This is a genomic window from Burkholderia cepacia (assembly GCF_001718835.1).
GTDB classification, from domain to species: domain Bacteria; phylum Pseudomonadota; class Gammaproteobacteria; order Burkholderiales; family Burkholderiaceae; genus Burkholderia; species Burkholderia cepacia_F.
The window spans coordinates 1,637,541-1,664,172 of sequence record NZ_CP013444.1 but is presented as its reverse complement, the minus strand read 5'-3'; the positions used below and the strand labels follow the sequence as shown (position 1 = coordinate 1,664,172).

Here is a 26,632-nt window from a genome sequence, read left to right as displayed (position 1 = left end):
TGTTTCTCGCGAAATCGCGAGGCGTACGGAACAGATTTTTTAACGAGTTTGATTTTTTGTGGATTCGCCGGACTTGAGGAGCATGGACACACTTATCGAACGGGCCTACACGACGCAGCGCGTTCAATTCTCGTATGCGGGGCAAGTCACCACGCCGTTCAGGCGCTTCTTGATCGAAACGATCGAGCGCCTGACAGCGCGTGCGAAGCTCGAACACCTGTACCGGCAGAATCGTTTGAATCCGGTCGAAGGCGAGAGTTTCTGGTCCGCCGCCGCTCGTTTGCTCGATCTCGATATCCGCTTCGACGCCGCCGCGCTCGCGAGTGCGCCCGCGCAAGGTCCGCTGGTGGTTATCGCCAATCATCCCTATGGCGTGCTGGATGGCGTCACACTCTGCTGGCTTGTCGAGCGGTTGCGCCCCGACTTCCGCCTGCTGGCGAGTTCGGTGCTCATGCAGGCGCCCGAGTTGCAGCCCTGGCTGCTTCCGGTCGATCTTTCGACTCGCGAATCCGCGCGCGCCATGAACATCGCCACGCGGCGCAAGGCGCTCGAGCACGTGCGCAACGGCGGCGCGCTGATTGTCTTTCCCGCAGGGCTGATCTCCGTCTCGCCGGATCGCGCCGGTCGGCGGCGCGCGATCGATCCGCCGTGGGGCACCTTTGCCGCGCAGCTTGTGCGCCGCACTGGCGCCACGGTGTTGCCGGTCTATTTCCATGGGCAGAATAGTCGGCTCTTCCAGATCGCGAGTCACATCGACAGGACGCTCAAGCTCGCACTCATTTTCCGCGAGGTGGGCGCACGTATCGGGTCGTCCGTCACGGTGAGCATCGGCGCACCCGTGCCTTTCGCACAACTCGCCAACGGCCGTGGCGATCGCGCATTGATCGACGAATTGCGTGAGCGCACTTACTCGCTTGCCGACGACTGAGCGTGAACGAAAAAAGGGCGTGCAAATGGTGGTGTGCGCGAAGACCCGAGAGCAGGCTGGGTCGGCCATCACGGCCGGCCCGCTTGGCGCGTGCTGATGCGCATCATCATGCCGTGCTGCGGGCGCATGGCCACCCGCACCTGAGGCATGACGCGATGGCCCGGAACCAGATCGAAGCGAAAACGGCCGAGTAGGCAACGCAGGACCACCAGCATTTCGGTCATCGCGAAGCTCATGCCGATGCACACGCGCGCGCCCGCGCCAAACGGAATATACGCATGGCGTTGGATGTTTTCGCGCGCGGTGCCCATGAATCGCTCAGGATCGAATGCGTGCGGGTCGCTCCAGAGCGTCTGATGGCGATGCAGCACGTACGTTGCAACAGTGACGATCGTGCCTGCCGGAATCGCCACGCCGGACAACGTGTCGTCTTCGTGCGCGATTCGGCTCATCATTGGAATGGGTGGATACAGGCGCAGAGTCTCCTCGATCACCGCGCGCGTTACGGGCAGATCGGTGAACGCCGGGCCTTCGTGCGCGTGCGCGTCGATTTCGGCCTCCACGCGCGCACGCCAGGCGGGCGACTGCGAGAGCAGATAGAGAATCCACGTCAGGGCATTGGCGCTCGTTTCGTGGCCCGCGCCGATGAACGACACGATATTGTCGTGCAGTTCGCGCTCGCTCATCGCTTGCCCCTCGGCGTCGTGCGCGCTCAGCAACAGCGTAACCAGATCCTGGGGCGCGGGCGCGCCGCGTTCGAGCAGCGCGCGACGCTGCCCGATCATCTCGTTGACAACGCGCGCGGCGTGCTGCAGTGATTTACGCCCCGTGAGGCGATTCAGGCGCGGTAGCCAGTCCGGCAAGCCGACGAGATCGAAGTAGTCAAGCCGTCCGAGCGTTTCGAGGTAGTGCGCGATGGCCTGCTGGAACATCGAAGGCTCGCACGCGAGTCCCTGGCCGAACAACGTGTGCTCGAGGATTTCAAGCGTGAGGCGGCCCATTTCAGTGGCAACGTCTAGCGTGTGTTCGCCGCAGGCGCGCGAGACTTGAGCGATGCGCTCCGCGCATTGCTGCGCTGCTGCCGCCTGTGCAACGGCGAACGCCTTGACCCGCTGCGGCGTGAAGAGCGAGGCCATCATCTGGCGCTGTCTGCGCCATGCATCGCCATTCGACGTGATGATGCCAACACCCAGTGCCGGGCGCAGCAGACGCAGTTGCAACTCGTTTTTCTCGTAGTTGCGCACGTTGTCAACGAAGATGCGACGGATCGCGGCGGGGTCGTTGACCAGCGCACGTCGATCGACGATGGTCTTGCGAAGCTGCATCGGCAGGCGGAAATCGTCTTCACACCAGATCTCCAAAGGATTGCGGCGAAGCGTGAGCAGCAGCGCGAAGGGGCCGAGCGGTGACTTGTGAGGCGTCGGCGCAGGGGGGTAGAAACGCGTGGGTGAAAGCAGGTTCATCTACGAAGGGCGAAAGCGTTCAGCGCTGCGGCAGTCGGGCGGACGCCGCAGCCTTGCGCGCGAACTGGATCATGCCGAAGACGCCGTGCACGACAAACAGCACGAGGAGCGCGGCGGGCACGGTGTCGCTCATCGTGCGATCGCCGTGTAGCAGCGCGGGCAGCGCGAACGCCAGCGCGCACCAGGCGGGCAGCGCCCAGCGCTTGCCGTCGCAATGCGCGCCGAGCGCAATCGTGCCGGCCAGCGTGCAGCCCATCAGCATCCAATGCAAGTCGGAGTGGGCGTCATGCTGCGTATTGAGCCAGCAAATGAGCATGCCATAAAGGAGCAAGCCCCCGCTGGCCACGAAAACGGCGCTCACACGCGCCGGTGAGCAATGTTCGCTGGCTGGCCACCTCGCGCCCGCGAGCTGCAGTAGCGGTTCGTGACTCGCGCGCAGCGGGTTGCAGCTGTTCGCGATGCCATCGACGCCGTAACGGGCATCGACGTGATCGTCGTCGTTGCGGGTGAAGGTGCCGAAGATTTTGTCCCACAGAAGAAAGGTGCCGCCGAAGTTGCAGTTGAAAAACTGCGGCTCGGCGCGATGGTGCACGCGGTGATGTCGCGGCGTGACCAGAAAGCGGTCCAGTACGCCCGCCGACCGCACGAGGCCGCAATGGTTGAAGAACTGGACAGCATAGTGGAACGACGAAATGGCGACATAAATATCGAGCGGCAAACCCAGAACGGCGAGCACGCCGGTGAACGGAAAATCAGTGAGCGATGCATACCAGGAATTGCGGTTACACAGCGAGAGATTGAAGTTCTTGCCCTGGTGATGAACGACATGCACCGCCCAGAGCAGCCCGAATCGATGGTGCGTGCGATGCCGCCAATAAAAGCAGAGATCCCACGCGAACAGCGCAAAAGTCCACTGCGCTGCGCGCGGCAGGCGGTCGATCCAGTGCAGGTTTAGATGGGCGAGAACGGCTGCGTAGGCCGCGATTTCGACACCACGGAAGGCCCACATCAGGATATGGCCAGAATTGAGGTTGAAGACGAGTTCCGGCCAGACCGTGTGTTCGCGGCGCATCATTCTCAGCAGGAGTGCTTCCGCGAGAATCAGGCCGCCGCCCACGGCACAAGCGATGGCGGATGGACTCATGCTGGACAATACCCCGGTGTTGCAAATGTCATGGCTTCACGAATCTTGCAGCAGCGAATGTACGCAGAGAGGAGCGGCGCGATGCATGTTTTCGTGACTACGGCGCGCAAAGGCGAACATGCGATTATAAGCAACGAAGCTGTTGAAAATGCAGGACTTCATGTAGGCCACGCTTGAATCGCTCCTTCCGCATCGCTTCAGCCTTTGTTGCAAAAAAGGCCGCTGCTTCCTGGTGTACGTAAATGTCCGAATCTTGACGGATTCTCCAGCCATTGCCAGAGCACGTCTTCGTCCGACAGGTCGAATGCTTGCTGCAAGTACGGCGGCCGCGGCGACGTTGCCCGCCGACCTCAGTGCGGCACGAATCTCGTGCTCATCGCCGCGCCAAGCCGATTCCAGTCAATCAGATCGAGCAGAATCTACGAACTTCTACACACGCTGCGCGTTGTACCGCGTGCGCGGGCAGCGCGGCGACTGCCGGAGACGAGGTGTGCCGCATCGAGCGGCTGACGGGCGAGAGTTTCGTATCGGTCACTCCACATCGGACCCTAAAAGGCCTGCTTGCGCTTCGAACAGCGCACGCCGACGAACGACTAAGGCATCGATACGGTCTCGTCAGATTGCCAAGGAGTTGCAAGAAATATGGAAAGTGGTTTATAAATGCAAATGATTCGCATTTTCCTTACGATCTACAACCGTTGATGTTGAAAGGGTTGTTACATGACCGCCGCCCAGCTCGCCTTGCATCAGGATGTGCACACCCTTTACCGTGACCACCACGGCTGGTTGCAGGGCTGGCTGCGAAGACGGCTGGGTAACGCCGTCGATGCCGCCGACCTTGCTCATGACGCGTTTCTCCGCCTGATCCTCAAACCGGCCCCCAAAGGCTTCGACGGCCCTGCCGAAGCGCGTGCCTATCTGCGCACGATGGCGCAGGGGATGTGCATCGACCTGTTTCGCCGCCGTCAAGTCGAGCAGGCGTGGCTGGATTCATTGGCTGCGCTCCCCGAGCCCTGCGAGCCGTCTCCCGAGTACCGCGCGATCATCATCGAAACGCTGATGGAAGTGGGCGAGTTCATCAGCCGGTTGCCCGAGAAGGCGAGGAAGGCGTTCATCATGGCGCAGATCCATGGCTTGCCGAGCCGCGAGATCGCCGGCGAACTGGCTGTCTCGGAGCGCATGGTGCAAAAGTACCTCGCACAGGCCATGCTGCATCTGGCGCTGCTCGACGCCGGACTGACTCACTGACTCACTGACGCATGGCGACGCCTTCCCCGTCCGCCGCAGAGAGCGGCGTCCAGACGGATTACGAGAGCCTTGAGCAGGCCGCCCACTGGTATGCCGCGCTTTATGCCGACGGCGCAGCGGCCGAACACCGTGAAGCGTGGGAGCGATGGCTGGCGGAACGTCCCGAGCATCGTCGCGCGTGGGCGCATATCGAGGCGGTGAGCCGCCGGTTCGAGCCATTGCGACGCGAGGGCGACGGCGAGCGCGAGGCGCTCGCCGCTGCCGTTCAGGTTTCTGCCAGGCGCACGATAGGCCGCCGCAAGGTGCTGAGTTGTCTGGCGGCGCTGGGCGGGACGGGCATCGCAGGATGGTTGGGAGGGCGCTTCATGGCCCTGCCTGATCGGTTGGCCGCATGGCGATCGGACTACCGCACGGGTGTCGGCGAACGGCGAGACGTTCTGCTGGCCGACGGCACGCGCGTCTGGTTGAACACGAACAGTGCGTTCGACGTCGACTACGACGGCGCACGACGTCTGGTGACGCTGACGATGGGCGAAATCCTCATCGATACCGGCAAGGACGGCCAAGGCCGGCCGTTCTTCGTCGACACCCCGAACGGCCGGATGCAGGCATTGGGCACCCGCTTCACCGTGCGGCAAACGGACCGGTGTACGCTGCTGGCCGTTTTCGAAGGGAGGGTCCAGATTCGGAACCTCTCAGGGCGCGTCGAGGTAGTTGCGGCCGGCCAGCAACGGCACTTCGCAACGGACGTCATTTCCGGCGCGGCGTTCGCCGATCCTGCTCGCGAAGCATGGTCGCGTGGCGTGATTCTGGCCGAGGACGTCACGCTCGACGCGTTGATCGCGGAGTTGAGCCGCTATCAGCATGGTCGCATCGGCGTCGACCCGCAAGTTGCGGGGATCCGGGTTGTCGGCCGCTTCCCGGCAAACAATCCGGACCAAACGCTCGCGATGCTCGAACGCGATCTGCCGATCCGCGTGCGGCGCACGCTGCCGTGGTGGATCTCGATCGAAGCCAAATAACGCGCGGGGCCATGTCCGGCGCCCGCGCTCGGCGGGTTGATCGGCCGGATCGCAAATTATTTTTCGATTTCGGTTCGCATTTCCCGTCCTCATCCGATTAACCAATAAAGAGGACGATTCGGAGATCGAGCCGCATCCTGCCTGGCTCTGCTTGACGCGGACAGACCTCTTCTTGCCCATTTCCACCTCGAGGAAAGCTGTCTTATGCGTCGCCTGCCGTTTCCTTCGAACCAAGACGCTCCCGTGCACGCGTGCTGCGTCGAAGGAAAAACCCACGCCTCTCGGGCCGTACATCGTCACGCAGCCCGGGCAGGGCAATTTGCCATGCTCGGCATCGCGCTTGCCGCGAGCGGCGCTTGCTCGCAGGCATTCGCGCAGACGCCCGCCGGCACGGCAACCCAGGCTGTCGCCCGACGCTATGACATCCCGGCCGGGCCGCTGTCCTCGACCTTGAGCCGGCTTGCCGATCAAGCGGACATCCTGCTCAGCGTGCCGGGCGACCTGACGGCTGGAAAGACCAGCCCGGGCGTACATGGCTCGTATTCCATCGATCGTGCATTCCAGGCCATTCTGGGCGGCACCGGCCTCGAGGCAGTGCGGCAAGGCGACGGCAGCTACTCGCTCCGTCCCGCACCGGCCGCAGGCGCACAAGGCGTGCTGCCTGCCGTGACGGTGATCGGCAAACGCATCGGCGATTCGGTCGCCGCGCCTTATGCAGGCGGGCAGGTCGCGCAAGGCGCAACAGTCGGCCTGCTGGGTAATCGCGACTATATGGACACGCCGTTCAGCCTGACGAGCTATACGGAAAAACTCATCCGCGACGAGCAGTCGACCAGCGTGGCCGAACTCCTGACCACGACCGATCCTTCGGTCCGGGCGGCGATCGACAGCGGCAATCGCTACGACGCGATCACGATCCGGGGGCTTCGTGTCGAAAACAGCGAAATCGCACTGAACGGGCTCTTTGGGCTCGTGCCGGCCTATCGCGTCAGCCCCGATCCGCTCGAGCGCATCGAAATTCTCAAGGGGCCGGGCGCATTGCTCAACGGCATGCTTCCGCATGGCAGCGTCGGCGGCAGCGTCAACGTCGTGACGAAGCGCGCCGACGACATGCCGCTTACCCGCCTGACGACCGAATACTTGTCCAACTCCGTATTCGGCGGCCATGCGGATATCGGCCGGCGTTTCGGGAGGAGCGGGGAATTCGGCATCCGCATCAACGCGGCCCGTCGTGAGGGCCATACGCCGATCGACGACCAGTCGAGACGGAACAGCGCGCTTTCGGTCGGGCTCGACTATCGCGGCGAGCGCCTGCGCCTGTCCGGCGACGTCGTCTACCAGGACGACTACATGCGCGGGGCCGCGCGCGGCTATACCCCGATCGCCGGCATCACGGTGCCGGAGGCGCCCGATCCCCGGATCAATCTCGCACAGTCCTTCGCCTATTCGAGCTCGCACAGCCTGACGGCGCTGGGGCGCGCTGAGTACGACCTGACGTCCGGCGTGACGCTGTTCGGTGCGGTGGGCATGAATCGCTTTGGCTACGACAAGCTGGAAGACCCCGGCGCGACCATTACCGACGTGCAGGGCAATGCAACGTCTTCGTCGAAATACCAGGAGGGGCGATCGCATGCGCTGTCGGCCGAAGCCGGGGCCAGGGCTCGCTTCAAGACCGGGCCGATCGATCATCGGCTCGTCGTCGGCGGCAACCATCTGCAGCAGACGACATGGTTCGGACAGACCGTCTACGGCAGCTATCAGACGAACATCTATACGCCGACCCGGCTATCGGGCCCCGGCGCGCCGCTGTCGCATTTGCCAGAATCCAAGGATAGTGAGCAGATCCTGCGCAGCATCGCCATTGCCGATACCCTGTCTGCCGCGGGCGGGCTCGTGCAGCTCACGCTCGGCGTGCGCCACCAGCAGGTCGCCAGCAGCAACTACGCCGCCTCCGGCGCCGAAACTGCTCACTACGACCAGGGCGCAACGACACCCTCCGTCGCGCTGGTGATTCGTCCGCTCGACCAGCTTTCGTTCTACGCCAACTACATCGAGGCGCTAACGCCCGGCTCCTTGCCACCCGCCGACGCGGCCAACCCCAACCAGGTGTTTGCGCCTTTCAAGTCGAAGCAATACGAGGTCGGGACCAAGCTCGATCTCGGCCGCTTCGGCGCGACGCTGGGGCTGTTCCAGATCGACGTGCCGAGCGGGATCGTCGACCCCGCCACCAGGATCTACAGCCTCAACGGCCTGCAGCGCAATCGCGGCGTCGAGCTTTCCGGTTTCGGGGAACTCGGGCGTGGCGTCCGGGTGCTGGGCGGCGTGAGCTGGCTCGACGCGAGGCTGCGTCGCACTCAGGGCGGGATCAACGACGGCAATCACGCCGTCGGCGCGCCGTCGCTCCAGGCCAATCTCGGTGCGGAGTGGGACATGCCCTTCATCCCCGGGTTCACGTTGGCCGGGCGCGTCATCTATACGGGCAAGGCCTACATGAGCCAGGACAACACCCAGCACGTTCCGAGCTGGACGCGATGCGATCTCGGGGGACGCTTGACGACCCGGGTCGTGGGCCGGGACGTCACGCTCCGCGCGAGCGTCACCAATCTCTTCAACAAGGACTATTGGCAAGCGAATCCAACCGGATATCTGATCAGCGGCATGCCGCGCACTTTCTGGCTGTCGATGTCGACCGACTTGTAGCGCGCACCATGACGGCAACTTTCCTGCGGACGTGCAGCACGCTCGCGACACTGGAGTTCCACCGCCGGAACCATTCGGAACCTGGAGGCCTGTTCGACTTCCGAAGCCTGGTGGACCTCGAATCGATTTGATCATTTACATCGGATTGCGAAATTGTTTGACATCGCATCTCAAAAATGAATAATTCTCATTTCCGATTTTGTGTGGCCTGGCTTTCCCCGGATGGTGAACACCGGAACAAGAGGTTGCGCGGCAGGAGACACGCTATTGCGTACCAGAGCGTCGTGCTGACGTTGCTTGGGTACAGCGGGTAGTGATCGATTTTCACAACAAGGCAAAACGGAAGCGGAACAATGCGGCTGATCAGTAGTGCAAATGGTTTGGGGAAGAAGGCCCGCGCCGCACAGCGAGTGCCGGCGCGTCGCCAGGACAGGTTGATTCTCGCGGGTGCGCTGGCGCTCGCATCGTGGCACCTGCATGCTCAGGAGGTTGCGGGCAAGGGTGTACAAATCGCGCAGGACAAGGCCTCGGCAGGCGCCGCGAGCGCCGTGCCTCAGGATGCGGCGGCCGCCGGCACGGCGACGCTCGATACCATCTCCGTGCGGAGCAGCCGTCCGTCGCTGTACGCTGTGCCCGACGTCAACGTTGGCGCGCTCGGCTCGAAGGATCCGAAGGATCTTCCGCTGTCGGTGGCGTACTATTCGGCCGAACTGATCGAGGCCCAGCGCGCGCGCACGCTGATGGACGTGCTGAAGAACGACCCGTCGGTGCAGAACACGGCGGTCGGCGGCGCGATGGACAACATCAGCATCCGCGGCTTTCCGGTCGACTGGACCAATACGATGCGGCGCGACGGGATGCCGGTCGCGCCGTACTACGACCTGCCGCTCGAGAACGTCGAGCGCGTCGACGTGCTGAAAGGGCCGTCGGGTTTCCTGTACGGCGTGAACTCGCCGGGCGGCACGGTCAACTACGTGCTCAAGCGCCCGACCCGCGACCGCTTCACGACCGTCACCGGCGAAGTGCGCAGCTACGATGGCTACTACGGCGCGGTCGACACGGGCGGCCCGATCGGCGACGGCCAGTTCGGCTATCGCTTCAACGTGGCCGGCGAGAAGGTCGGCAACTTCGGCCATTCCGGCGATCTGCGCCGCACGTTCGTGAGCGGCGCGATCGACTGGGCGATCTCGCCGCGCGCGCTGCTGCGCCTGAACTTCGACTACCAGAACAAGCATCTCGCCGCGCAGCCCGTGATCGGCACGCAGCCGGACGGCTCGCTGCCGCCGCAGTTCGACCCGCGCACGCTGCTCGGGCAGCCGTGGCTGCAGTACCGCACCAACACGTTCAATATCGGCGGCCAGTTCGACTTCAGGCTGACCGACAACTGGACTTTCACGACGCAGATCGCGCAGTCGTACAACAACCGCGACGCGGCGTTTCCCGACATCTATTCGGTCGCGGCGAACGGCGACATCCTGAGCGGCGACATCTACCTGTCGCCGAATCAGAGCTTCCGCGTACTGTCGACGAACACGTTCGTGACCGGCAAGTTCAACACGGGGCCGCTCGCGCACCAGTTCGTCACGGGCGTGTCGACGCGCAACTACGATTCGCAGCAGGGCGGCTTCGGCGTGATGCCGATCACGGTCGGCAACATCTTCAATCCGGTCTATTCGCCCGCGCAAACGTCTACGTTCCCCGGCAAGACAGCCACGAAGAACTTCCAGCCGAGCGTGTTCATCAGCGACCTGATCGACATCGGCTCGCACTGGAGCGTGATGCTCGGCCTGCGCCACGTGCGCTACCGCGACGACTCGTACGCGGCGTCCGGCGCTCAATCGCACTACGAGACGAGCGTGAACGTGCCGTCGGCAGGGCTGATCTTCAAGCCGCTGCCGTCGCTGTCGACCTACGTCAGCTACTCGGAAGGCTTCGAGCAGGGCGGCGTCGCGCCGTACAACACGCGCAACGCGGGCCAGAATCTCGCGCCGGTGAAGAGCAAGCAATACGAAGCTGGCGTGAAGGCCGACGTCGGCAGCGACCTGACCGTCAACGCAGCGGTGTTCCGCATCGAGAAGACGCTGCAGTACGTGAACGCGGCGAACTACTTCGTGCAGGCCGGCAAGCAGCGCCATACGGGCGTCGAGCTGACCGCGAACGGCCGTGTGACGCGCGACCTGTCGATCGTCGCGGGCGCTGCATACCTGCATACGCAGCAAGACGATACGGGCGACCCTGCGACGAACGGCAAGCGCGCCGCGAACGTGCCGACCTTTCAGGCGAGCGCGTTCCTCGATTACAGGATCGCGGCCGTGCACGGGCTCAACGTCGACGCGGGCGTCTACTACGTCGGCCGCCGGCCGCTCGATGCGGCGAACACCGTATCGCTGCCGGGTTACGTGCGCTTCGATGCGGGCGCGCGCTACCAGACGCGTATCGGCGACCACACGACGATCTTCCGCGCCGGCGTGCAGAACCTGACCGACAGGCGCTACTGGGCCGCGGCGAACTACAACTCGGTGTGGCCTGGCCAGCCGCGCACGTTCTTCCTGTCCGCGCAGGTCGACATGTAACACGAAGCATCGGCAGCACGAGATACGACGGCCATCGAACGCGCCGCAGAGCGCACCGGCCGTCTCCCCACGAAAACAGCTTATCCGCAGGGCATCCGCCGCGCCGCCGGCGCGGGGCACCCGTTTTCACACGAGGGAATCGCATGAATCTTGCTGAAGGCATCGATCCATCCGGTCTGAGGCCGGTTTCGAAGTCGCTCGCGATCTACGAATTGCGCGACGACGAAGTTGCCGGGCTCACGCACGTCGCGCGCGGCCTGATCGCGCATCACGACAGTGTTGAAAGCCCGTCGTTCGCGCACGACTGCATGCTCGCCGCCCAGGAACTGCCGCGTACGCTGCGTGCGCTCGCGCACCGCTACCGGCAACTCGAGCTGCCGTGCAGCGTCCTGCTGCTGCGCGGAATGCCGGTCGACGACACGCGCATCGGCGCGTCGCCGTCGCACTGGGACGCGCCCTGGCGCAATCCGCCGTCGCTGCTCGAAGAGGCGATGCAGTGCCTGATGACGTCGCTGCTTGGCGACATGTTCGGCTGGCGCACCCAGGAGAACGGCCGGTTTCTGCGCCACATCGTGCCGATCAGGAAGGACCATGCAGAGCAGCTCGGCGGCGGCAGCAGCGTGACGCTGGTGTGGCATAACGAGGAGGCGTTTCACGAGCATCGCGCCGATTTCCTGTCGATTCTCTGCTACCGCAACGACGAGCACGCGCAGACGATTTTCTGCGGCATCGACGAGATCGAGATCTCGGACGAGATGTGGCGCGTGTTGAGCGCGCCGCGCTTCACGATCCTGCCGGACAAGTCGCACCTGCCCGAGCAGAACGTCAGCGACCAGTGGCGGCTCGACGACCACGTGTTCGAGCGGATTCGCCGCATGCACGAAAATCCGGAGCCCGTGCCCGCGCTGTCGGGGCTGCGCGCGAAGCCGTGGGTGCGCGTCGACGAGGCGTTCATGGCGGCGCTGCCGGGCGACGACGAGGCCGAGCGCGCGCTGCGCTGGCTGATCGACGCGTGCTATGCGCACCAGACCAGCGTCGTCATGCAGCCGGGCGACATGGTCTGGGTCGACAACAAGCGCGCGGTGCACGGGCGCACGGTCTATCGCCCGAACTACGGGCCGCGCCAGCGCTGGCTGCGGCGGGTCAACGTTCACGTCAACCTGCGCGAGACGCTGCCGTTCCGGCAAGCGCCGACGACGCGCGAAATCCTGTGAGGCGCAGATGAATACGATGACATTCGACCCGGCCGCGACGGCCGAAACCGGCGCCGACGTGCGCCCGCGGCCCGCGACGCAGCCGTCGCAGCTGCTCGTGCTCGGCAAGCGCGTGATCGACGAGCTCGACTACGACCCGGCGATGGTGCTCGATGCGGTCGAGCGCGCGTATCACGGTCTTGCGACCGGCGAATCCGACAATCCGCGCAAGCTGATGAGCCAGCCCGCGGACAAGCACTCGGTCGCGTATTCGATGCTCGGCCGCGACGGCGGTCGCCGGACGGTCGGCTTCAAGACCTCGTACAAGCATGACCCCGAGCACAGCCGCGAGCTGCAGAAGTACTACACGACGCTGCTGCTGTTCGACGACGAGACCGGCATGCCGGTCGCCATGATGGACGGCAGCCTCGTCGGCTCGCTGCGTACGCCGGCCGTTTCGGCGTTGATCGCGCGCGCGGCCGCGCCGCACGCGCGCACGGCGCTCGTCGTCGGCACGGGCACGCAAGGACGGATGGCTGCGCCATTCCTGCTGACCGCGCTGCCGGGCGTCGAGCGCGTAATCGTGCACGGCCATTACGATGCCGGCATCGAAGCGGTCCGCCACACGCTGAAGCGCTTTCACCCTGACCGCGACATCGAGGTGTCGACCGATCTCGGCGTGTCCGCGCGGCAGGCGGACATCGTGCTCGGCGTAGCCGGCGCGGGCGCGCCGGAAGCGGTGCGTCACGCCGAGCTGAAGCCCGGCGCGCTCGCGCTGCTGGTCGGCTACGGCATTCACGCCGACGCGCTCCACCACGCCGACTACCGGGTCGCGACGAGTGAAGCGCAAATGCAGGTGACGGGGATGGATCTCGTCGACGAGACCGGCAAGCTGCCGCCTGTCGATGCGGAGCTGCCGGACATCCTGCTCGGCCGCAAGCCGGCGCGCCGCGCGGACGACGAGATCGTGTTCGCGTTCAACAGCGGGATGATCGTGACCGACATCGCGCTCGGGCGCGTGCTGGCCGACGCGGCGCGCGCGAAGGGGCTCGGGAAGGAGGTCGAGCTATGGTGAACCGTATTCCGCGGTTGCCCGCGTTGTGGGATCCCGCGCAGCGCGAGTTCGTGGATGAACATGAGGCGATGATCCACGAACTCGCGCACGGCTTCGATGCGCCCCTTCATCTGCTGTTTCCGGAGCGATTCGCGCGCAATGTCGCGGCGTTTCAACACGTGCTCGACGAGCGTCGCGTGGCGGGGCGCGTGTACTACGCGAAGAAGGCGAACAAGGCGCGCTGCTTCGTGCGCGCCGCTGCCGACGCCGAAATCGGCGTCGACGTCGCGAGCGTTGGCGAATTCGCTGATGCATTGGCCGCGGGGGTCTGCGGCGCAGACATCGGGGTCTCCGGCCCCGCGAAGGCGGGCGACTTGCTGCGGCTCGCGGTGCTGCACGATGCGCTGATCGCCGTCGACAGCCTCGACGAGCTCGACCGTCTCGCCACGATCGCGCGGCAATGCGGGGGTGTCGCGCGCGTGCTGCTGCGCATGGAGCCGGTCGCGCAGACGAAAAGCCGATTCGGTCTGAGCGCCGCTGCGCTCGATGCGGCGCTGTCGGTCTGCGCGTCGAATCGAGAGTCGCTGATGCTCGAGGGCTTTTCGTTTCACCTGTCGGGCTACAGCGCGGAGGCGCGCTGCGTGCAGGCGGGGATCGCGGTGCGCGCATGCGTGCAGGCGCGTGCGCTCGAACTTTCGCCGCACACCATCAACATCGGCGGGGGCTTCGCGATGTCGTACGCGAGTGAGGACGACTGGCGTGCGTTCCAGGCAGCCCACGGTCCGGACGACTACCACGCGAAGAAGGTATTCGACGGCTTCTACCCGTATCACCAGGCGTGCAGCGGCGCGCAGATGCTCGACGCGATACTGGGCGGGATACCGGACGGCGAATCGAAGCCGCTCGCCGATCTGTTGCGCGAGCACGGCCTGCAGATGATGCTGGAGCCGGGGCGCGCGCTGCTCGATCAGGCCGGGTTCACGGTCTTCACCGTCCAGGGCGTGAAGGATCGCGGCGACCATGGCATCGCGACCGTGAACGGCACGAGCTTCAGCGTCTCCGAACAATGGTTCGCGAGCGAGTTCCTGCCCGATCCCGAACTGCTGACGGCCGCGCGCACGTCTCGGCAACTACCACGCGCGTCCGGACCGTACCGCGCCTGCGTCGGCGGCGCGAGCTGCCTCGACTCGGACATGCTCACGTGGCGCAAGGTCGCGTTCGCGCAGCGTCCGGAGCCCGGCGACCTGCTGCTGTACCCGAACACGGCCGGCTACCAGATGGATTCGAACGAATCGCCGTTTCATGAATTGCCGCTGCCCCCGAAGCTTGTCGTAACCCTCGATGGCGCGCGCCCGCGTTGGCGCGTCGACCGCCTTTCCCCGTTTTCCGGAGCCTGACGATGAATATGCGTTTCCTGGGTGAACAACCGACGATCACCGTGCCGGCGATCGTATCCAAAGTGTCGGACCTCGTCGGCCGCACGCCATTGTTCGAGCTGATTCGCGGCGCCAACGGCGCACGCATCCTGCTCAAGCTCGAATCGACGAATCCGACCGGCAGCGCCAAGATCCGGATGGCGCGGCAGATGCTCGACGAAGCCGAGCAGGACGGCAGCCTGCGGCCCGCAGGCCGTGTGATCGAATCGACGTCCGGCAACACCGGCATGGGGCTCGCGTTGCTGTCCGCCGAGCGCGGCTACCGATTTACCGCGGTGGTCGACTGCCACGCGTCGAAAGACAAACTGCGCGCGATGCAGGCGTTCGGCGCGGAGCTCGTCTATGTGAGCGAGGGCGATGCGCTCGCGACGGCGGATCGTGAGGCGCTGGCCGAGCGGATGGCGGCTGACGATCCCGACAGCATCTGGACCGAGCAGCACAACAATCCGGCGAACGGCAACGGCTATCGCGGACTCGCGCGCGAACTGCGCGACGTGCTCGGCGAGCGGATCGACTATCTGGTCGGCTCGGTCGGCACCGGCGGCTCGCTGTTCGGCACCGCGCGCGAACTGCGCGCGACCGGCGCCGCGCCGCGCGTGGTGGGTGTCGAGCCGGTCGGCTCGATCGCGTTCGGCGGCGAAGGCGGCTCGTACTACCAGTCGGGCACGGGTACGCCGCCCGGCGCGGAGATCGGCGCACTCGTCGACTACGCGCTGCTCGATGAAGGCGTCAAGGTGACGGACGCAGCCGCGTTCAACACCGCGCGCTACATCGCGCGCAAGCGGGCGCTGCTCGTCGGCGGTTCGGCGGGCGGCGTGATCTGGCACGCGCTGAAGATGCTCGGCACGCTGCCGCCGGATTCGACGCTCGTCGTGCTGGTCTGCGACGGCGGCGAAAAATATCTCGACACCGTATTCAACGACGACTGGATGAACGAGCGCGATCTGCTCGACGATTCCATTGCCCGTGAACTCGATCCCATCTTTGCCGACGCCGCATGAAGCTTCATCGACAGTTCTGGCTCGACGCCAGAAACATCGGCGCGCTTGCCGCGCCGCTCATCCTCACGCAGCTCGCGCAGGTCGCGCTGACCACGACCGACATCGTGATGATGGGGATGCTCGGCCCGCGCGAGATCGCCGCCGGCGGTCTCGCGCTGACGATCTTCAACCAGCTGCGGACGATGGGTACGGGGCTCGTGACGGGCACCGGCAACCTTGTCGCGTTCGCGAACGGCCAGCACGACCATTCGGAGATCATGCGTCTCGTGCGCGCGAGTTTCGCGTTGTCGACGCTTGCGGCGCTTGTGTTCGCGCTGTTGATGCTGTTCGTCGAGCAGCCGCTCGTGTGGCTCGGCCAGGATCCGGCCGTGGCGCGGCAGGCCGCGTTCTATCTGGCGGCGGCTGCGCCCGGGATGCTGCCATGTCTCTGGTTTCAGTCGCTGCGCCAGTACACGGTCGGACTGCGCATGCCGGGGCCGCTGCTCGCGATCACGGTCGCGTCGATCGCCGTCAACGCGGCCCTCGACTACGCGTTGATGTTCGGCCGCTTCGGCCTGCCCGAACTGGGTTTGACCGGCGTGGCGTGCGCGACGAGCGGCGTGTACCTGCTTTCGTTCGTCGCGTTTCTCGCGATCGCGAAACGCCGGGCGGAACTGGCCGAGCACCTGTCGCTGGCAGCCTGGCGCACCGATGCGCAGGCGCTCGCACGTACATGGAAGATGGGGCTGCCGATCGCGGCCACCTATGGCTCCGAGGCGGCATTCTTCACCGTGCTCACGCTCGTGATCGGCACGCTCGGCACCGACGCGCTCGCCGCACAGACGATCGTCAACCAGGTGATCTACATCGTGTTCATGATCTCCGTCGGCTTGTCGCATGCGTCGTCGATCAGCATCAGCCATGCATGCGCGCAGCACGACTATCGCGGCGCGCGGCGTCTCGGCTATACGGGGCTCGCGCTCGGCGTCGGCGCGATGCTGATCGTCGCGCTGCCGTATCTCGTCGCGCCGACGCGCGTGCTCGCGCCGTTCCTCGACCACGGCGCGGCCGCGAACACCGACGTGCTACGGCTCGCGACCGGCCTGCTGACGATTGCCGCGTTGCTGCAGATCTTCGATTGCAGCCAGAACATCGGCGTCGGCATCCTGCGTGGGCTTGGCGACGTGAAGAGCTCGTTCCGGATTTCGATCGTCGGTTACTGGATGATTGGCCTGCCGGTTGCCTGGGCGGCCGGCGTGACGCTCGGCTACGGGATCTACGGAATCTGGATCGGACTCGCGATCGGGCTCGCCGCCACGGCGACGATGCTGCTGCGCAAGTTCGAATACCGCCTCGGCACGCTTGCCAAACAGGCCGGCGCGAATCATTCATGAACGAACGGCATGGGGTGAGACGGCAGGGGGCCGGCGGGCAGTCGCCGGGCGGGCATCGCGTACAAGCGTCGCCGCCCGGTTCGGCGCGCAAGCCGCGTGCAAGCATTGGCGTAATCGTGCTCGCGCTGATCGTCGCGCTGGGTGTCGTCGCGCTCGCGAGCCTGTGCGCAGGCAACCTCGTGCTCGGCCCTGCCGCCGCGCTCGATGCACTGGCCAGCGGCGGCGACACGCCCGCCGCGCAGATTGTCCACGCATTGCGGTTGCCGCGCTTCATCGCGGCGCTGCTGGTCGGCGCCAGCCTCGCGGTGGCCGGCGCACTGATGCAAGGCATCACGCGCAACCCGCTCGCCGATCCGACGCTGACCGGCGTCGTCAGCGGCGCGGCGCTTGCGGTCGTCGGGGCGACCGTGCTGGCGCCGGCCTTGCCGGCCGGCGCGCTGCCATTCGTCGCGCTGATCGGCGGCGGCGGGGCGGCAACGCTCACGTTTGCGCTTGCGTGGCGCGCACGCCTGTCGCCGCTGCGCCTGTCGCTGGCCGGGACGACGATCGCCGCGCTCGGCAGCGCGGGCATCATCTCGCTGATGATCGCGGCTGGCCCGCAGGCGGGGCCGCTGTTCTATTGGCTGGCGGGCGGACTCTCGGGCGTCGGCTGGCAGCAGGTCGCGATGGTGGCGCCGTGGACCGTCGCCGGGCTCACCGCCGCATTCGCCGGCGCGCGCGTGCTCGACACGCTCGCGCTCGGCGACGAAGCGGCGCAGAGCGTCGGCCTCGACTTGCTGCGCTGGCGTGTGATATTTGGCGGCATCGCGGTAGCGCTGTCAGCATCGGTCGTCGCGATGGCGGGGCCGGTCGGCTTCGTCGGGCTGTGCGTGCCGCATCTGGCGCGCCTCGCGCTTGGCGGCGGGTATCGGCGCACGCTCGTTGCGACCTCGCTGGCCGGCGCGCTGCTCGTCGCTGCCGCCGATCTCGTCGCGCGCACGGTCGCTGCGCCGCGCGAATTGCCGGTCGGCTTCCTGACCGCGCTGGTTGCGACGCCGCTGTTGATCGCGATGATCCGGCGCGACGAAGGGGCGTCGTCATGACCGGCACGGCGAATCCGTCGGTATGCGCGTCAAGCGTGCAACACAAGTGGCTGCGCACGATCGCGCGCGGCGCGGGCGGGGCGGCGGCGCTGGCACTCACGATCGTGCTCGCGGTGCGGTTCGGCGCGGCCGACTTCCCATGGACGGCGGCTGTTCAGGCTTTGATTCATCGCGACGGCGCGCGCGACGCCGCGTTCGTGCTGTGGGAGCTGCGCATGCCGCGCGTGCTGCTCGCGCTGATGATCGGCGCGCAGCTCGCGGCGAGCGGGCTCGTGCTGCAGGCGGCACTGCGCAACCCGCTCGCGGAGCCGGGCGTGATCGGTGTGTCGTCTGGCGCGACGCTCGGCGTGATGGCGCTGCTGCTCGTCGCGAATTTCGCCGGCTCGCTCGACAGCAGCCGGCTCGACGCGTACGACGCGACGTGGATGACGCTCGTCGCGCAATTCGGCGGTGTCGGCGCGGCGCTCGGCGTTTATGCGCTCGCGTGGCGCAACGGCACCGCGCCGTTCCGGCTGATCCTGATGGGCGTAGCGGTCAGCGCCGCCCTGTATGCCGTCGCGATGACGATCCTTGCGGGCTGGGGTTCGAGCCGCATCGAGGTGCTGCTCACATGGCTGTCCGGCAACCTGTACGCGCGCGGCTGGCAACATGTGCTGCTGCTCGCGCCGTGGAGCGCCGCGACGATCGCGCTGATGCCGGCGATCCTGCCCACGGTGCAGGTGCTGTCTCTCGGCGACGATGCGGCGGCGAGCGTCGGCCTCGACGTCGAGCGCTGGCGTCTCGTCGCGATCGCATACGCGAGCTTCGCAGCCGCGTGCGCGGTGGCGATCGCCGGTCCCGTCGCATTCGTCGGCCTGGCGGCGCCGCATCTCGCGCGGCTCGCGATCGGCGGGCCGCTTGCACGGCAGGCGCCGTTCGCGCTGCTGACCGGCGCGCTGATTACGGCGCTCGCCGATCTGGCCGGGCGTGTCGTCGTCGCGCCGGCCGAAATTCCGGTGGGCGCCGTCACCGCGCTGTTCGGCGCGCCACTGTTTCTCTATCTGCTCTCACGATCTTCCCGATGACACTCGTTGCCCGCGATCTCTCGCTTGGATACGGCGCGCGCCGTATCGTCGACAACCTGTCGCTGTCGATCGAGCCCGGCCGGACCACCGTGCTGCTCGGTCCGAACGGTTCCGGCAAGAGCACGCTGCTGCGTGCGCTCGCCGGGCTGCTCGCGCCTCGCGAAGGCGCAGCGCTGCTCGACGGCGTGCCGCTGCAGCAGTGGCCGCGCCGCAAGCTCGCGCGCCGCATCGCCTTTCTCGCGCAGACCCAGGACGTTCCGGCTGGCCTGACCGTGCGGGAGCTCGTGCGTCACGGGCGATTCGCGCATCGCACCTGGATGCGCGGCGAAACGGACGACGATCACGACGCGGTTGATTGGGCGCTTGAAATGACCGGTCTCGCCGCCATGCGCGAGCGTCCGATCATCGCGCTGTCGGGCGGGCAACGGCAGCGCGTATGGATCGCGATGGCGCTCGCGCAGCGGGCGGACATCCTGTTGCTCGACGAGCCGACGACCTATCTCGACCTTGGACATCAGCTCGACGTGATGACGACGCTGCGGCGCCTCAACGAGGCGTTCGGCCTGACGATCGTGATGTCGTTGCACGACTTGAACCAGGCGATGCGTTTCGCGGACCGCGCGGTCGTGATGCGCGACGGTCGGCTGATCGCCGACGGCATGCCGGTCGAGGTGCTGAAGCCGGCCTTGGTCGCCGACGTGTTCCATGTCCATAGCGAGCGGCTGCACGGCGCGAGCGACGGCGTGCCGGTGTGCCATCCGCTGAGCTATGTGGCGCCGGGAAGTGGAGCGTCCGATACGCAACGGTTTCCCGGCAACGTCGTGCCTTTCGTTTGGCGGGTCTCCAATGATCGACCGTAAGCGCCGCGCACTCGCACTCGCGTTGCCCGCATCGCTCGCATCCGTGCTGGCGCGGCCCGTTCGCGCAGCCGCACCGGCCGCACCGTACAGCGTGGTCGACGATCGCGGTGTGACGCTGCGCTTCGACACGGCGCCATGCCGGATTGCGACGATTTCGTACTTCGGCGCCGATACCGCGCTAGCGCTTGGCGTGCAGCCTGTCGCTTCGACGTTCCTTGTGCGCAGCCGCCGCCCCGCGTATCTGCTCGATCGGATGGATCGCGTGATCGATCTCGGTCAGCGCGCCAGCCCGAGCCTGGAGTTGCTGGCGAGCACGCATGCCGATCTGATCGTCGCGATCCGGCGCTACACGGAGGCGAACGCGGCGAGGCTGCGGCAGATCGCGCCGTATCTCGCGCTCGATCTCGAGGTCCGCGCCGACAGCGACCGCAGCATCGCGCTCGTCGGCGCGGCGCTAGGGCGCGCCGAGGCCGCCGCCGCGCTGAACCGGCGCTTCGCCGGCGTGTGTGCGGAGTTCCTTGCGCGTGTCGCGTCGCGCCGTGCGCCGCGCTACCTGTTCGTCTGGGGCGCCGGCGTCGCGCCGTGGGCGTTCTACGACGAGAACATGACCTGCTCGCTGCTGAATGCGTTGGGCGGCGTCAACATCGCGGGACGCAATCCGCTGCCGTCGCGACGCGACAACACTGCGTTCCAGATAAGCCTCGAGACCCTGCTGATTGCGGAGCCCGACATGATCTTCGTGTACAACGACGGCGGGCCGCGCGGCTTCGAGACGAATCCGGTGTGGCGGCACCTGACCACCGTGCGCCGCGTACGGATCGTGCGCGTCGGCGATCACTGGATCGAATCGTTCGGCCCGATCGCACGTCACGCAGTGCTGGCCGAAGCTGCTTCGCATTTGCATCCGGACCGGTTCGCACGGCCGGACCTGCGTGAGATCGCTTCGTCGTATCTGAGCCGCGCAGGTTGATTTCACTTTCATCCATTTCAAAGGATCACGCCATGCAGTACGGCACCTGGACCATCGAGCTGATTCAGATCGAACGGATCCTGCCAAACGAAGAACATGACGAAACGCGCCTGCTCGAAGTGCTCGACAGCATCGCGCGTAGCGGCCGCTGGACCGCGCCGATCGTGCTCGAGCGCGAGAGCCTCGCGGTGATGGACGGGCATCACCGGCTGGCGGCTGCGCGCTGTCTCTCGCTGCCGCTCGTGCCGTGCGTGCTGCTCGATTACGCGCAGGTCGGCGTCGAGACGCGTCGCCCGGACTTCAGCGTCGACGGCGACCAGATCGTTGCGCGCTCCCGGGCACGTGTGCTGTATCCGCCGAAGACGACACGACACATCTTTCCGCAGCCGCTGCCGGTATGCAATATCGACATCGCCACGCTATCCGCGTGATTCGGCTGCGAGCAGGTACGGCGATCGGTTTTCAAACGGGAAACGCGCCGCGGATATCGATCGATATGGCGTCCTGCAGAAATCACGTTCTCAGTTGACGTACCGGACCATATGCACCCGCAACCGTGGGGAGAGGCCCAAGTCATTGACAGCGCTCGTGCTTGTCCGCCGCAGGACGTTGGCGGTCCATCGCGTTATGAAGCGTTCCTGAATACGCTATCCAACGATCCCAACAGTGAAAAGGCGGAACGTTACCGAAACGCTGCGCCTGAATCGCTTGCGCGACTTGAAGCACGTGACTCAGCCGTTTTTGTTCAATCACCGCGCCTTGGCCCACTCCGCCAGCTTGTCGTAAAGGCGGCGAGACAACACGTTGCCATCGGCGCGAATCTCGATCCGTCCATCCGGGTACTCCCACACGTCGAAGTAGCGGTGAATCAGTTTCCGGTGCTCCGGCGTGTCGTCCAGCAGGTACATCACCCGGTCGTACTGTACCGTCAGCGACTTCGTCACGCGGCGGGTCTCGCGCCACGTCAGCAGCATATCGAGATCTTCATCGTCTCGCAGCGGCCGGTGTGCATTGAAGTCGCTCTTCGGCGGCTTCGCGAAGCGTGTGTTGTAGGCGGCCATGAAGGAGGGCGCATACACATTGGCGTCGGCCATCGTACTGATGCCACGTAATCTCAGCTCCTTGACCAGCCGATCCTGCAACGTCAGGTGCGCTCGCTCGACGCGTCCCTTGGCCGAGCTGCTGTTCGCGCAGAACGTGTCGATGTTCAGCTCGTACATGGCACGGCCGAATGGCGTCACGCGGTTGCCAGTCTTGCCCGGGTTGACGTTGCGAAACACGCTGGCCTTGTCGCTGTAGAACGCCCCAGGCTTACCGTGGCGCTCGATGTATGCTCGCGTCGCCTCGAGATCTGGATCAGCTCACCCAGGCATGCGCGACGTGCCCGTGGCTGGGTAGACCTTCGGCGGTCGTTGCCGACGCGGAATCCATAACCCAGCCTCCGTCATCAGCTTCCTGACCGTCTCCTTGGCCAGCCGAATGCCGTGACACTCCCAGAGCTTCTCGCAGGCCAGCGTCGGGCCAAAATCGGCGTAGCGATCACGAATGATCGAGGGCTGGTCAGCTTACTGGTCACCAAAGCGGACATTTCTATGTAGCCAAAAGCGGACATTACTACTTGGTTTCTACAGATTCTGTCAAAGCCAGATTCAAATGTCGTAGCGCCAGCTAAATAGAGATGTCGCATCTTTCATTGGTTTGCCGTCACTCAGCGTAGAAGGTCAGGGGTGAAGCAGCAGGGCGCTGGTGCCCGTTCAGATCGGGCTAGCAGACCGACGACCTGGTTTGCGAGGTTGCGGTGGCGCCTGCCTGCGCTCGGCCAACTCCACGATCACCTGTTCAACGTCCGCCTGCGTGAACTCGCGCGGTTTCTTCGTTCCCGGCCGGCGTTCCGATTGGCGAGCCTCGATGCCTCGGTTCGTGCGTGACGGGGAACCCGACGCCCGCCGGTTGTCACGCTGCGCCTGGATCGCTTCGGCCACTTGCAGCGCATGGCTCAGGCGCTTGTGGTCGATCACCGCGCCTTGATCGACCTCCGCCAGCTTGTCGTACTGCCGGCAGGACAGCACGGCGCCGTCGGCGCGAATCTCGATGCGCCCGTCCGGGTACTCCCACACGTCGATGTAGCGGTGAATCAGCTTGCGGTTCGCCGGCGTGTCGTCCAGCAAGTAGAGCACCCGGTCATACAGCACCGTCAGTGACTTCGTCACGCGACGCGTCTCGCGCCAGGTCAGCAACTGGTCCAGATCCTCGTCGTCCCGCAGCGGCCGGTGCGCGTCGAAGCCGGTGCGCGGCGGCTTCGCAAACCGCGCATTGTAGGCCGCGATGAAGGTGGGCGCGTACGCATTGGCGTCCTCGATGGTGTTGATGCCTCGCAGCCGCATCTCCTTCACCAGCCGGTCCTGCAAGGTCAGATGGGCACGCTCGACACGCCCCTTGGCCGGGCTGCTGTTCGCGCAGAACGTGTCGATGTTCAGCTCGTACATCGCCCGGCCAAAGTGCGTCACGCTGCGGCCGGTCTTGCTCGCAGTCGTGCTGCGGAACACGCTCGCCTTGTCGCTGTAGAGCGCCACCGGCTTGCCGTAGCGTTCCAGATACGCGCGCGTCGCCTCGAAATAGCTGAAGGTCGATTCCGTCGCCGTGAAGTGCAGCATCATCAGCCGGCTGGTCGCGTCGTCGACGTACACCAGCAGTGTGCACTGCGGCGCCCGCGCCTCGAACCAGCGATGCTCGCTGCCGTCGATCTGCACCAACTCGCCCAGGCATGCGCGCCGCGCTCGCGGCTGGTAGACCTTCGGCGGGCGCTGCCGGCGCGGAATCCATAAGCCGGCGTCCGTCATCAGCCGGCGAACTGTCTCTGCTGCAAGTCGGATGCCGTGGCATTCGTGGAGCTTCTCGCAAGCCAAGGTCGGCCCGAAATCCGCGTAGCGCTCGCGGATGATCGCCAAGGCTCGATCAGCCAATCCGGCCGGCAACTGATGATTGCTCGATTGACCTCGCTTGCGCGACACCAGGCCAGCCGCGCCCTGGCTTCGATAGCGGTTCGCCAGCCGTTCCACTTGACGTCGGCTGATGCCGAGCCGTTCCGCGGCCCGCCACGGCATCAGCCGTCCGTCAACGACCGCTTCGACAACTTTGAGTCGATCCAGCTCGCGCATGCTCATCGTGATCGTGTTGGTGTTATTGGCCACGACGGACTCCCGTTTGAGCGTCAGGAGCCGCCGAGCATGAACCAATCAGGCGCCAACTACGACATTTCTATTTGGCTCAGCTACGACATTACTACTTGGTTTCTACATCCGATGTCATGGCCATTTCAAGATGTCGTGGCGCCAGCTAAATAGAAATGTCCGGTTTTACGGTCGGTTTGGCTGCCTGTTGTTCCTCGGTTTGAGCGTTACGCAGTGTCGAAGGTCGGCGCCTGAACGGGCAGGGCGCTTGCGTCGGATCCGCTGTCCTTTGCAGACCGACGACCCGGTTTGCGAGGTGACTGTGACGTTTGCCTGCGTTGCGCCAGTTCCACGATCACGCCATCCACATCGGCCTGCGTAAATTCGCGCTGCTTCTTCGTGCCGGGCTGGCGGTCGGGTTTGCGGACCGCGACACCCTGATTGGTACGCGACGGTGATCCTGACGCACGCCGATTGTCGCGCTGTTCCTGCAGTACCTGTGCCACCTGCAGCACATGACTCAGGCGTTTGTGTTCGACGATCGCACCTTGATCGATTTCGCTCAGCCGGTCGTATTGCCGGCATGGCAACACGCGGCCCTCGGCTCGAATCTCGATGCGCCCATCCGGGTACTCCCATACGTCGATGTAGCGATGAATCAGCTTCCTGTTCTCCGGCGTGTCGTCCAGCAGGTACATCACCCGGTCGTACTGTACCGTCAGCGACTTCGTCACACGGCGGGTCTCGCGCCAGGTCAGCAGCGTGTCGAGATCCTCGTCGTCCCGCAGCGGCCGGTGTGCATTGAAGTCGCTCTTCGGCGGCTTCGCGAAGCGTGTGTTGTAGGCGGCCATGAAGGAGGGCGCGTATGCGTTGGCGTCGGCCACCGTGTTGATCCCGCGTAAGCGCATTTCCTTGACCAGCCGATCCTGCAACGTCAGGTGCGCTCGCTCGACGCGTCCCTTGGCCGAGCTGCTGTTCGCGCAGAACGTGTCGATGTTCAGCTCGTACATGGCACGGCCGAATGGCGTCACGCGGTTGCCAGTCTTGCCGGCTGACGTGCCACGGAACACGCTCGCCTTGTCGCTGTACAACGCCGCCGGCTTGCCGTAACGCTCCAGATACGCGCGCGTCGCCTCGAAGTAGCTGAACGTCGACTCCGTCTGCGTGAAGTGCAGCATCATCAACCGGCTCGTCGCGTCGTCCACATACACCAGCAGCGTGCAGGCCGGCGCCCGGTTCTCGAACCATCGATGATCGCTGCCGTCGATCTGGATCAGTTCGCCCAGACACGCCCGGCGCGCACGCGGCTGATAGACCTTCGGCGGTCGTTGCCGACGCGGCACCCACAAGCCGGCGTCCGTCATCAGCTTCCTGACCGTCTCCTTGGCCAGCCGAATGCCGTGACACTCCCAGAGCTTCTCGCAGGCCAGTGTCGGCCCGAAATCGGCATAGCGGTCACGGATGATCGTCAGCGCCAGTCGAGCCAGGTCCTCATCCAGCCGCCGATTACCGGGACGCCCACGTTTGCGCGAAGCCAGTCCGGCGGCGCCAGACTCGCGGTAACGATCCACCAGACGCTGGACCTGACGCACGGTCACGCCCAGTCGTTCGGCCGCGCGTCCGGGCTTGAGTCCCATGTCCACCACGGCCTGGATTACCTTCAGACGGTCGAGTTCTCGCATGTTCAGTGTCACCAGTGCACCTGGATACATGGCCGGCTCCATGGTCCCGCAAGGAACCGGCAAGCATACCGAGGTCAAAACACGACATTTCTAAATGGCCAGAACACGACATTTCTAAAAAGCTACTACATCCGATTTGTTGATAATTCACGTTATGTAAACTTATGGCCGTATGCTTAGCCGTGCAAGTGCGACGGCAGTGACGGCGCTATGTGGATCGATCGATGACGGTCACTCCCTGTCGTCACCGCTCGACTCCAGCAGCCGGTACTCGCCGTCTTCCGGGGCGCCGACGCCGATTTCGGTGAAGCGGCTCGCGCGATAGAACGCCAGCGCCGGCGCGTTGGCACACAGGCACTTGAGCCGGTAGCGCGTTGCCGGCCAACCCGGCAGCGCGCGTAGCAGTTCCCGGCCGATGCCGCGCCGGTGGTGCAACCGGTCCACGTACAGGTGATGGATGAAATAGTCCGGCTCCCAGACCGACACGAAGCCGGCCAGTCCCTCGGTCACGGCGTCGCGTACGGTGATGCTCATGAAGCGGTTACCTCGCAGTGTAATGGTCGCCGGGCCCTACGGCCGCGACGGTCTCTCACACGCGGTCGATCCTGCGAGTAACGAAGGCGAACGGCGTCGCGGTTCAATTTCTTTTCCTTGAATGGCGCGCTTCTG

At 65.3% G+C, this 26,632-nt stretch carries 19 protein-coding genes and 4 pseudogenes; 16 read left to right on the top strand and 7 right to left on the bottom strand.

Going from position 1 to position 26,632, the window contains the following annotated elements:
• The first annotated feature begins 82 nt into the window (after positions 1-82).
• A complete protein-coding gene (locus WT26_RS27530) occupies positions 83-928 on the top strand; it encodes a lysophospholipid acyltransferase family protein (RefSeq protein WP_059490433.1) in 846 nt (281 codons plus the stop codon).
• A gap of 68 nt (positions 929-996) precedes the next feature.
• Here WT26_RS27530 and WT26_RS27525 read toward each other — a convergent pair whose 3' ends face one another.
• The 3 genes and pseudogenes from WT26_RS27525 to WT26_RS36500 all read right to left on the bottom strand — a co-directional run.
• On the bottom strand, positions 997-2,391 hold the full coding sequence (locus WT26_RS27525) for a cytochrome P450 (RefSeq protein WP_063901390.1): 1,395 nt from the start codon (positions 2,389-2,391) through the stop codon (positions 997-999).
• A 19-nt stretch (positions 2,392-2,410) separates the two neighbouring features.
• Positions 2,411-3,535 (bottom strand): sterol desaturase family protein, encoded by a 1,125-nt coding sequence (locus WT26_RS27520; RefSeq protein ID WP_069271257.1) that lies wholly within the window; start codon positions 3,533-3,535, stop codon positions 2,411-2,413.
• Between the two features lie 257 nt (positions 3,536-3,792).
• Positions 3,793-3,951, bottom strand: a pseudogene (locus WT26_RS36500) (IS5/IS1182 family transposase); the annotation flags it as partial.
• Positions 3,952-4,255: 304 nt separating this feature from the next.
• Here WT26_RS36500 and WT26_RS27515 point away from each other — a divergent pair.
• The 15 genes and pseudogenes from WT26_RS27515 to WT26_RS38630 all read left to right on the top strand — a co-directional run.
• Complete coding sequence (locus WT26_RS27515; RefSeq protein WP_059953764.1) at positions 4,256-4,783, top strand: sigma-70 family RNA polymerase sigma factor; 528 nt, start codon at positions 4,256-4,258, stop codon at positions 4,781-4,783.
• An 11-nt stretch (positions 4,784-4,794) separates the two neighbouring features.
• Positions 4,795-5,805 (top strand): FecR domain-containing protein, encoded by a 1,011-nt coding sequence (locus WT26_RS27510; protein WP_069271256.1) that lies wholly within the window; start codon positions 4,795-4,797, stop codon positions 5,803-5,805.
• Positions 5,806-6,129: 324 nt separating this feature from the next.
• Positions 6,130-8,505, top strand: a complete 2,376-nt coding sequence (locus WT26_RS27505; protein ID WP_069271255.1) for a TonB-dependent receptor — start codon at positions 6,130-6,132, stop codon at positions 8,503-8,505.
• Positions 8,506-8,915: 410 nt separating this feature from the next.
• Positions 8,916-11,078 (top strand): TonB-dependent siderophore receptor, encoded by a 2,163-nt coding sequence (locus tag WT26_RS27500; protein WP_230461760.1) that lies wholly within the window; start codon positions 8,916-8,918, stop codon positions 11,076-11,078.
• 143 nt (positions 11,079-11,221) lie between these two features.
• Positions 11,222-12,292: a TauD/TfdA family dioxygenase gene (locus tag WT26_RS27495; protein WP_060215530.1), complete on the top strand. Its 1,071-nt coding sequence runs from the start codon at positions 11,222-11,224 to the stop codon at positions 12,290-12,292.
• A 7-nt stretch (positions 12,293-12,299) separates the two neighbouring features.
• Positions 12,300-13,346, top strand: a complete 1,047-nt coding sequence (locus WT26_RS27490) for an ornithine cyclodeaminase (RefSeq protein ID WP_080419562.1) — start codon at positions 12,300-12,302, stop codon at positions 13,344-13,346.
• Positions 13,340-14,722 carry an alanine racemase gene (locus WT26_RS27485; protein WP_069271253.1) on the top strand — a complete coding sequence of 461 codons (1,383 nt, stop codon included), beginning with the start codon at positions 13,340-13,342 and terminating at the stop codon, positions 14,720-14,722. The genes WT26_RS27490 and WT26_RS27485 overlap by 7 nt, the downstream gene beginning before the upstream one ends.
• A 2-nt stretch (positions 14,723-14,724) precedes the next feature.
• Complete coding sequence (locus WT26_RS27480) at positions 14,725-15,762, top strand: cysteine synthase family protein (protein ID WP_230461759.1); 1,038 nt, start codon at positions 14,725-14,727, stop codon at positions 15,760-15,762.
• On the top strand, positions 15,759-17,135 hold the full coding sequence (locus WT26_RS27475; RefSeq protein ID WP_059800977.1) for an MATE family efflux transporter: 1,377 nt from the start codon (positions 15,759-15,761) through the stop codon (positions 17,133-17,135). Before WT26_RS27480 ends, WT26_RS27475 begins: the two co-directional genes overlap by 4 nt.
• Complete coding sequence (locus tag WT26_RS27470; protein ID WP_230461758.1) at positions 17,132-18,217, top strand: FecCD family ABC transporter permease; 1,086 nt, start codon at positions 17,132-17,134, stop codon at positions 18,215-18,217. The genes WT26_RS27475 and WT26_RS27470 overlap by 4 nt, the downstream gene beginning before the upstream one ends.
• The gene (locus WT26_RS27465) at positions 18,214-19,281 is read left to right on the top strand and encodes a FecCD family ABC transporter permease (RefSeq protein ID WP_230461757.1); all 1,068 of its coding nucleotides are present in this window, start codon (positions 18,214-18,216) and stop codon (positions 19,279-19,281) included. The genes WT26_RS27470 and WT26_RS27465 overlap by 4 nt, the downstream gene beginning before the upstream one ends.
• Positions 19,278-20,141, top strand: coding sequence for an ABC transporter ATP-binding protein (locus WT26_RS27460; protein WP_060153652.1), 864 nt, complete (start codon positions 19,278-19,280; stop codon positions 20,139-20,141). Before WT26_RS27465 ends, WT26_RS27460 begins: the two co-directional genes overlap by 4 nt.
• Positions 20,128-21,111: an ABC transporter substrate-binding protein gene (locus WT26_RS27455; protein WP_059957375.1), complete on the top strand. Its 984-nt coding sequence runs from the start codon at positions 20,128-20,130 to the stop codon at positions 21,109-21,111. Before WT26_RS27460 ends, WT26_RS27455 begins: the two co-directional genes overlap by 14 nt.
• A gap of 32 nt (positions 21,112-21,143) precedes the next feature.
• Positions 21,144-21,542: a ParB N-terminal domain-containing protein gene (locus tag WT26_RS27450; protein ID WP_069271252.1), complete on the top strand. Its 399-nt coding sequence runs from the start codon at positions 21,144-21,146 to the stop codon at positions 21,540-21,542.
• Between the two features lie 111 nt (positions 21,543-21,653).
• Positions 21,654-21,749, top strand: a pseudogene (locus WT26_RS38630) (plasmid pRiA4b ORF-3 family protein); the annotation flags it as partial.
• 52 nt (positions 21,750-21,801) lie between these two features.
• On the opposite strand, the pseudogene WT26_RS38625 reads toward WT26_RS38630, so the two are convergent.
• From WT26_RS38625 to WT26_RS27430, 4 genes and pseudogenes are all read right to left on the bottom strand, one after another.
• A pseudogene (locus WT26_RS38625) lies at positions 21,802-22,664 on the bottom strand (ISNCY family transposase); the annotation flags it as partial.
• 201 nt (positions 22,665-22,865) lie between these two features.
• Positions 22,866-24,275 carry an ISNCY family transposase gene (locus WT26_RS27440; RefSeq protein WP_059918601.1) on the bottom strand — a complete coding sequence of 470 codons (1,410 nt, stop codon included), beginning with the start codon at positions 24,273-24,275 and terminating at the stop codon, positions 22,866-22,868.
• A gap of 233 nt (positions 24,276-24,508) precedes the next feature.
• Positions 24,509-25,993 (bottom strand): ISNCY family transposase, encoded by a 1,485-nt coding sequence (locus tag WT26_RS27435; protein WP_069275159.1) that lies wholly within the window; start codon positions 25,991-25,993, stop codon positions 24,509-24,511.
• 201 nt (positions 25,994-26,194) lie between these two features.
• Positions 26,195-26,476 (bottom strand): annotated as a pseudogene (locus WT26_RS27430) (GNAT family N-acetyltransferase); the annotation flags it as partial.
• Positions 26,477-26,632 lie beyond the last annotated feature (156 nt).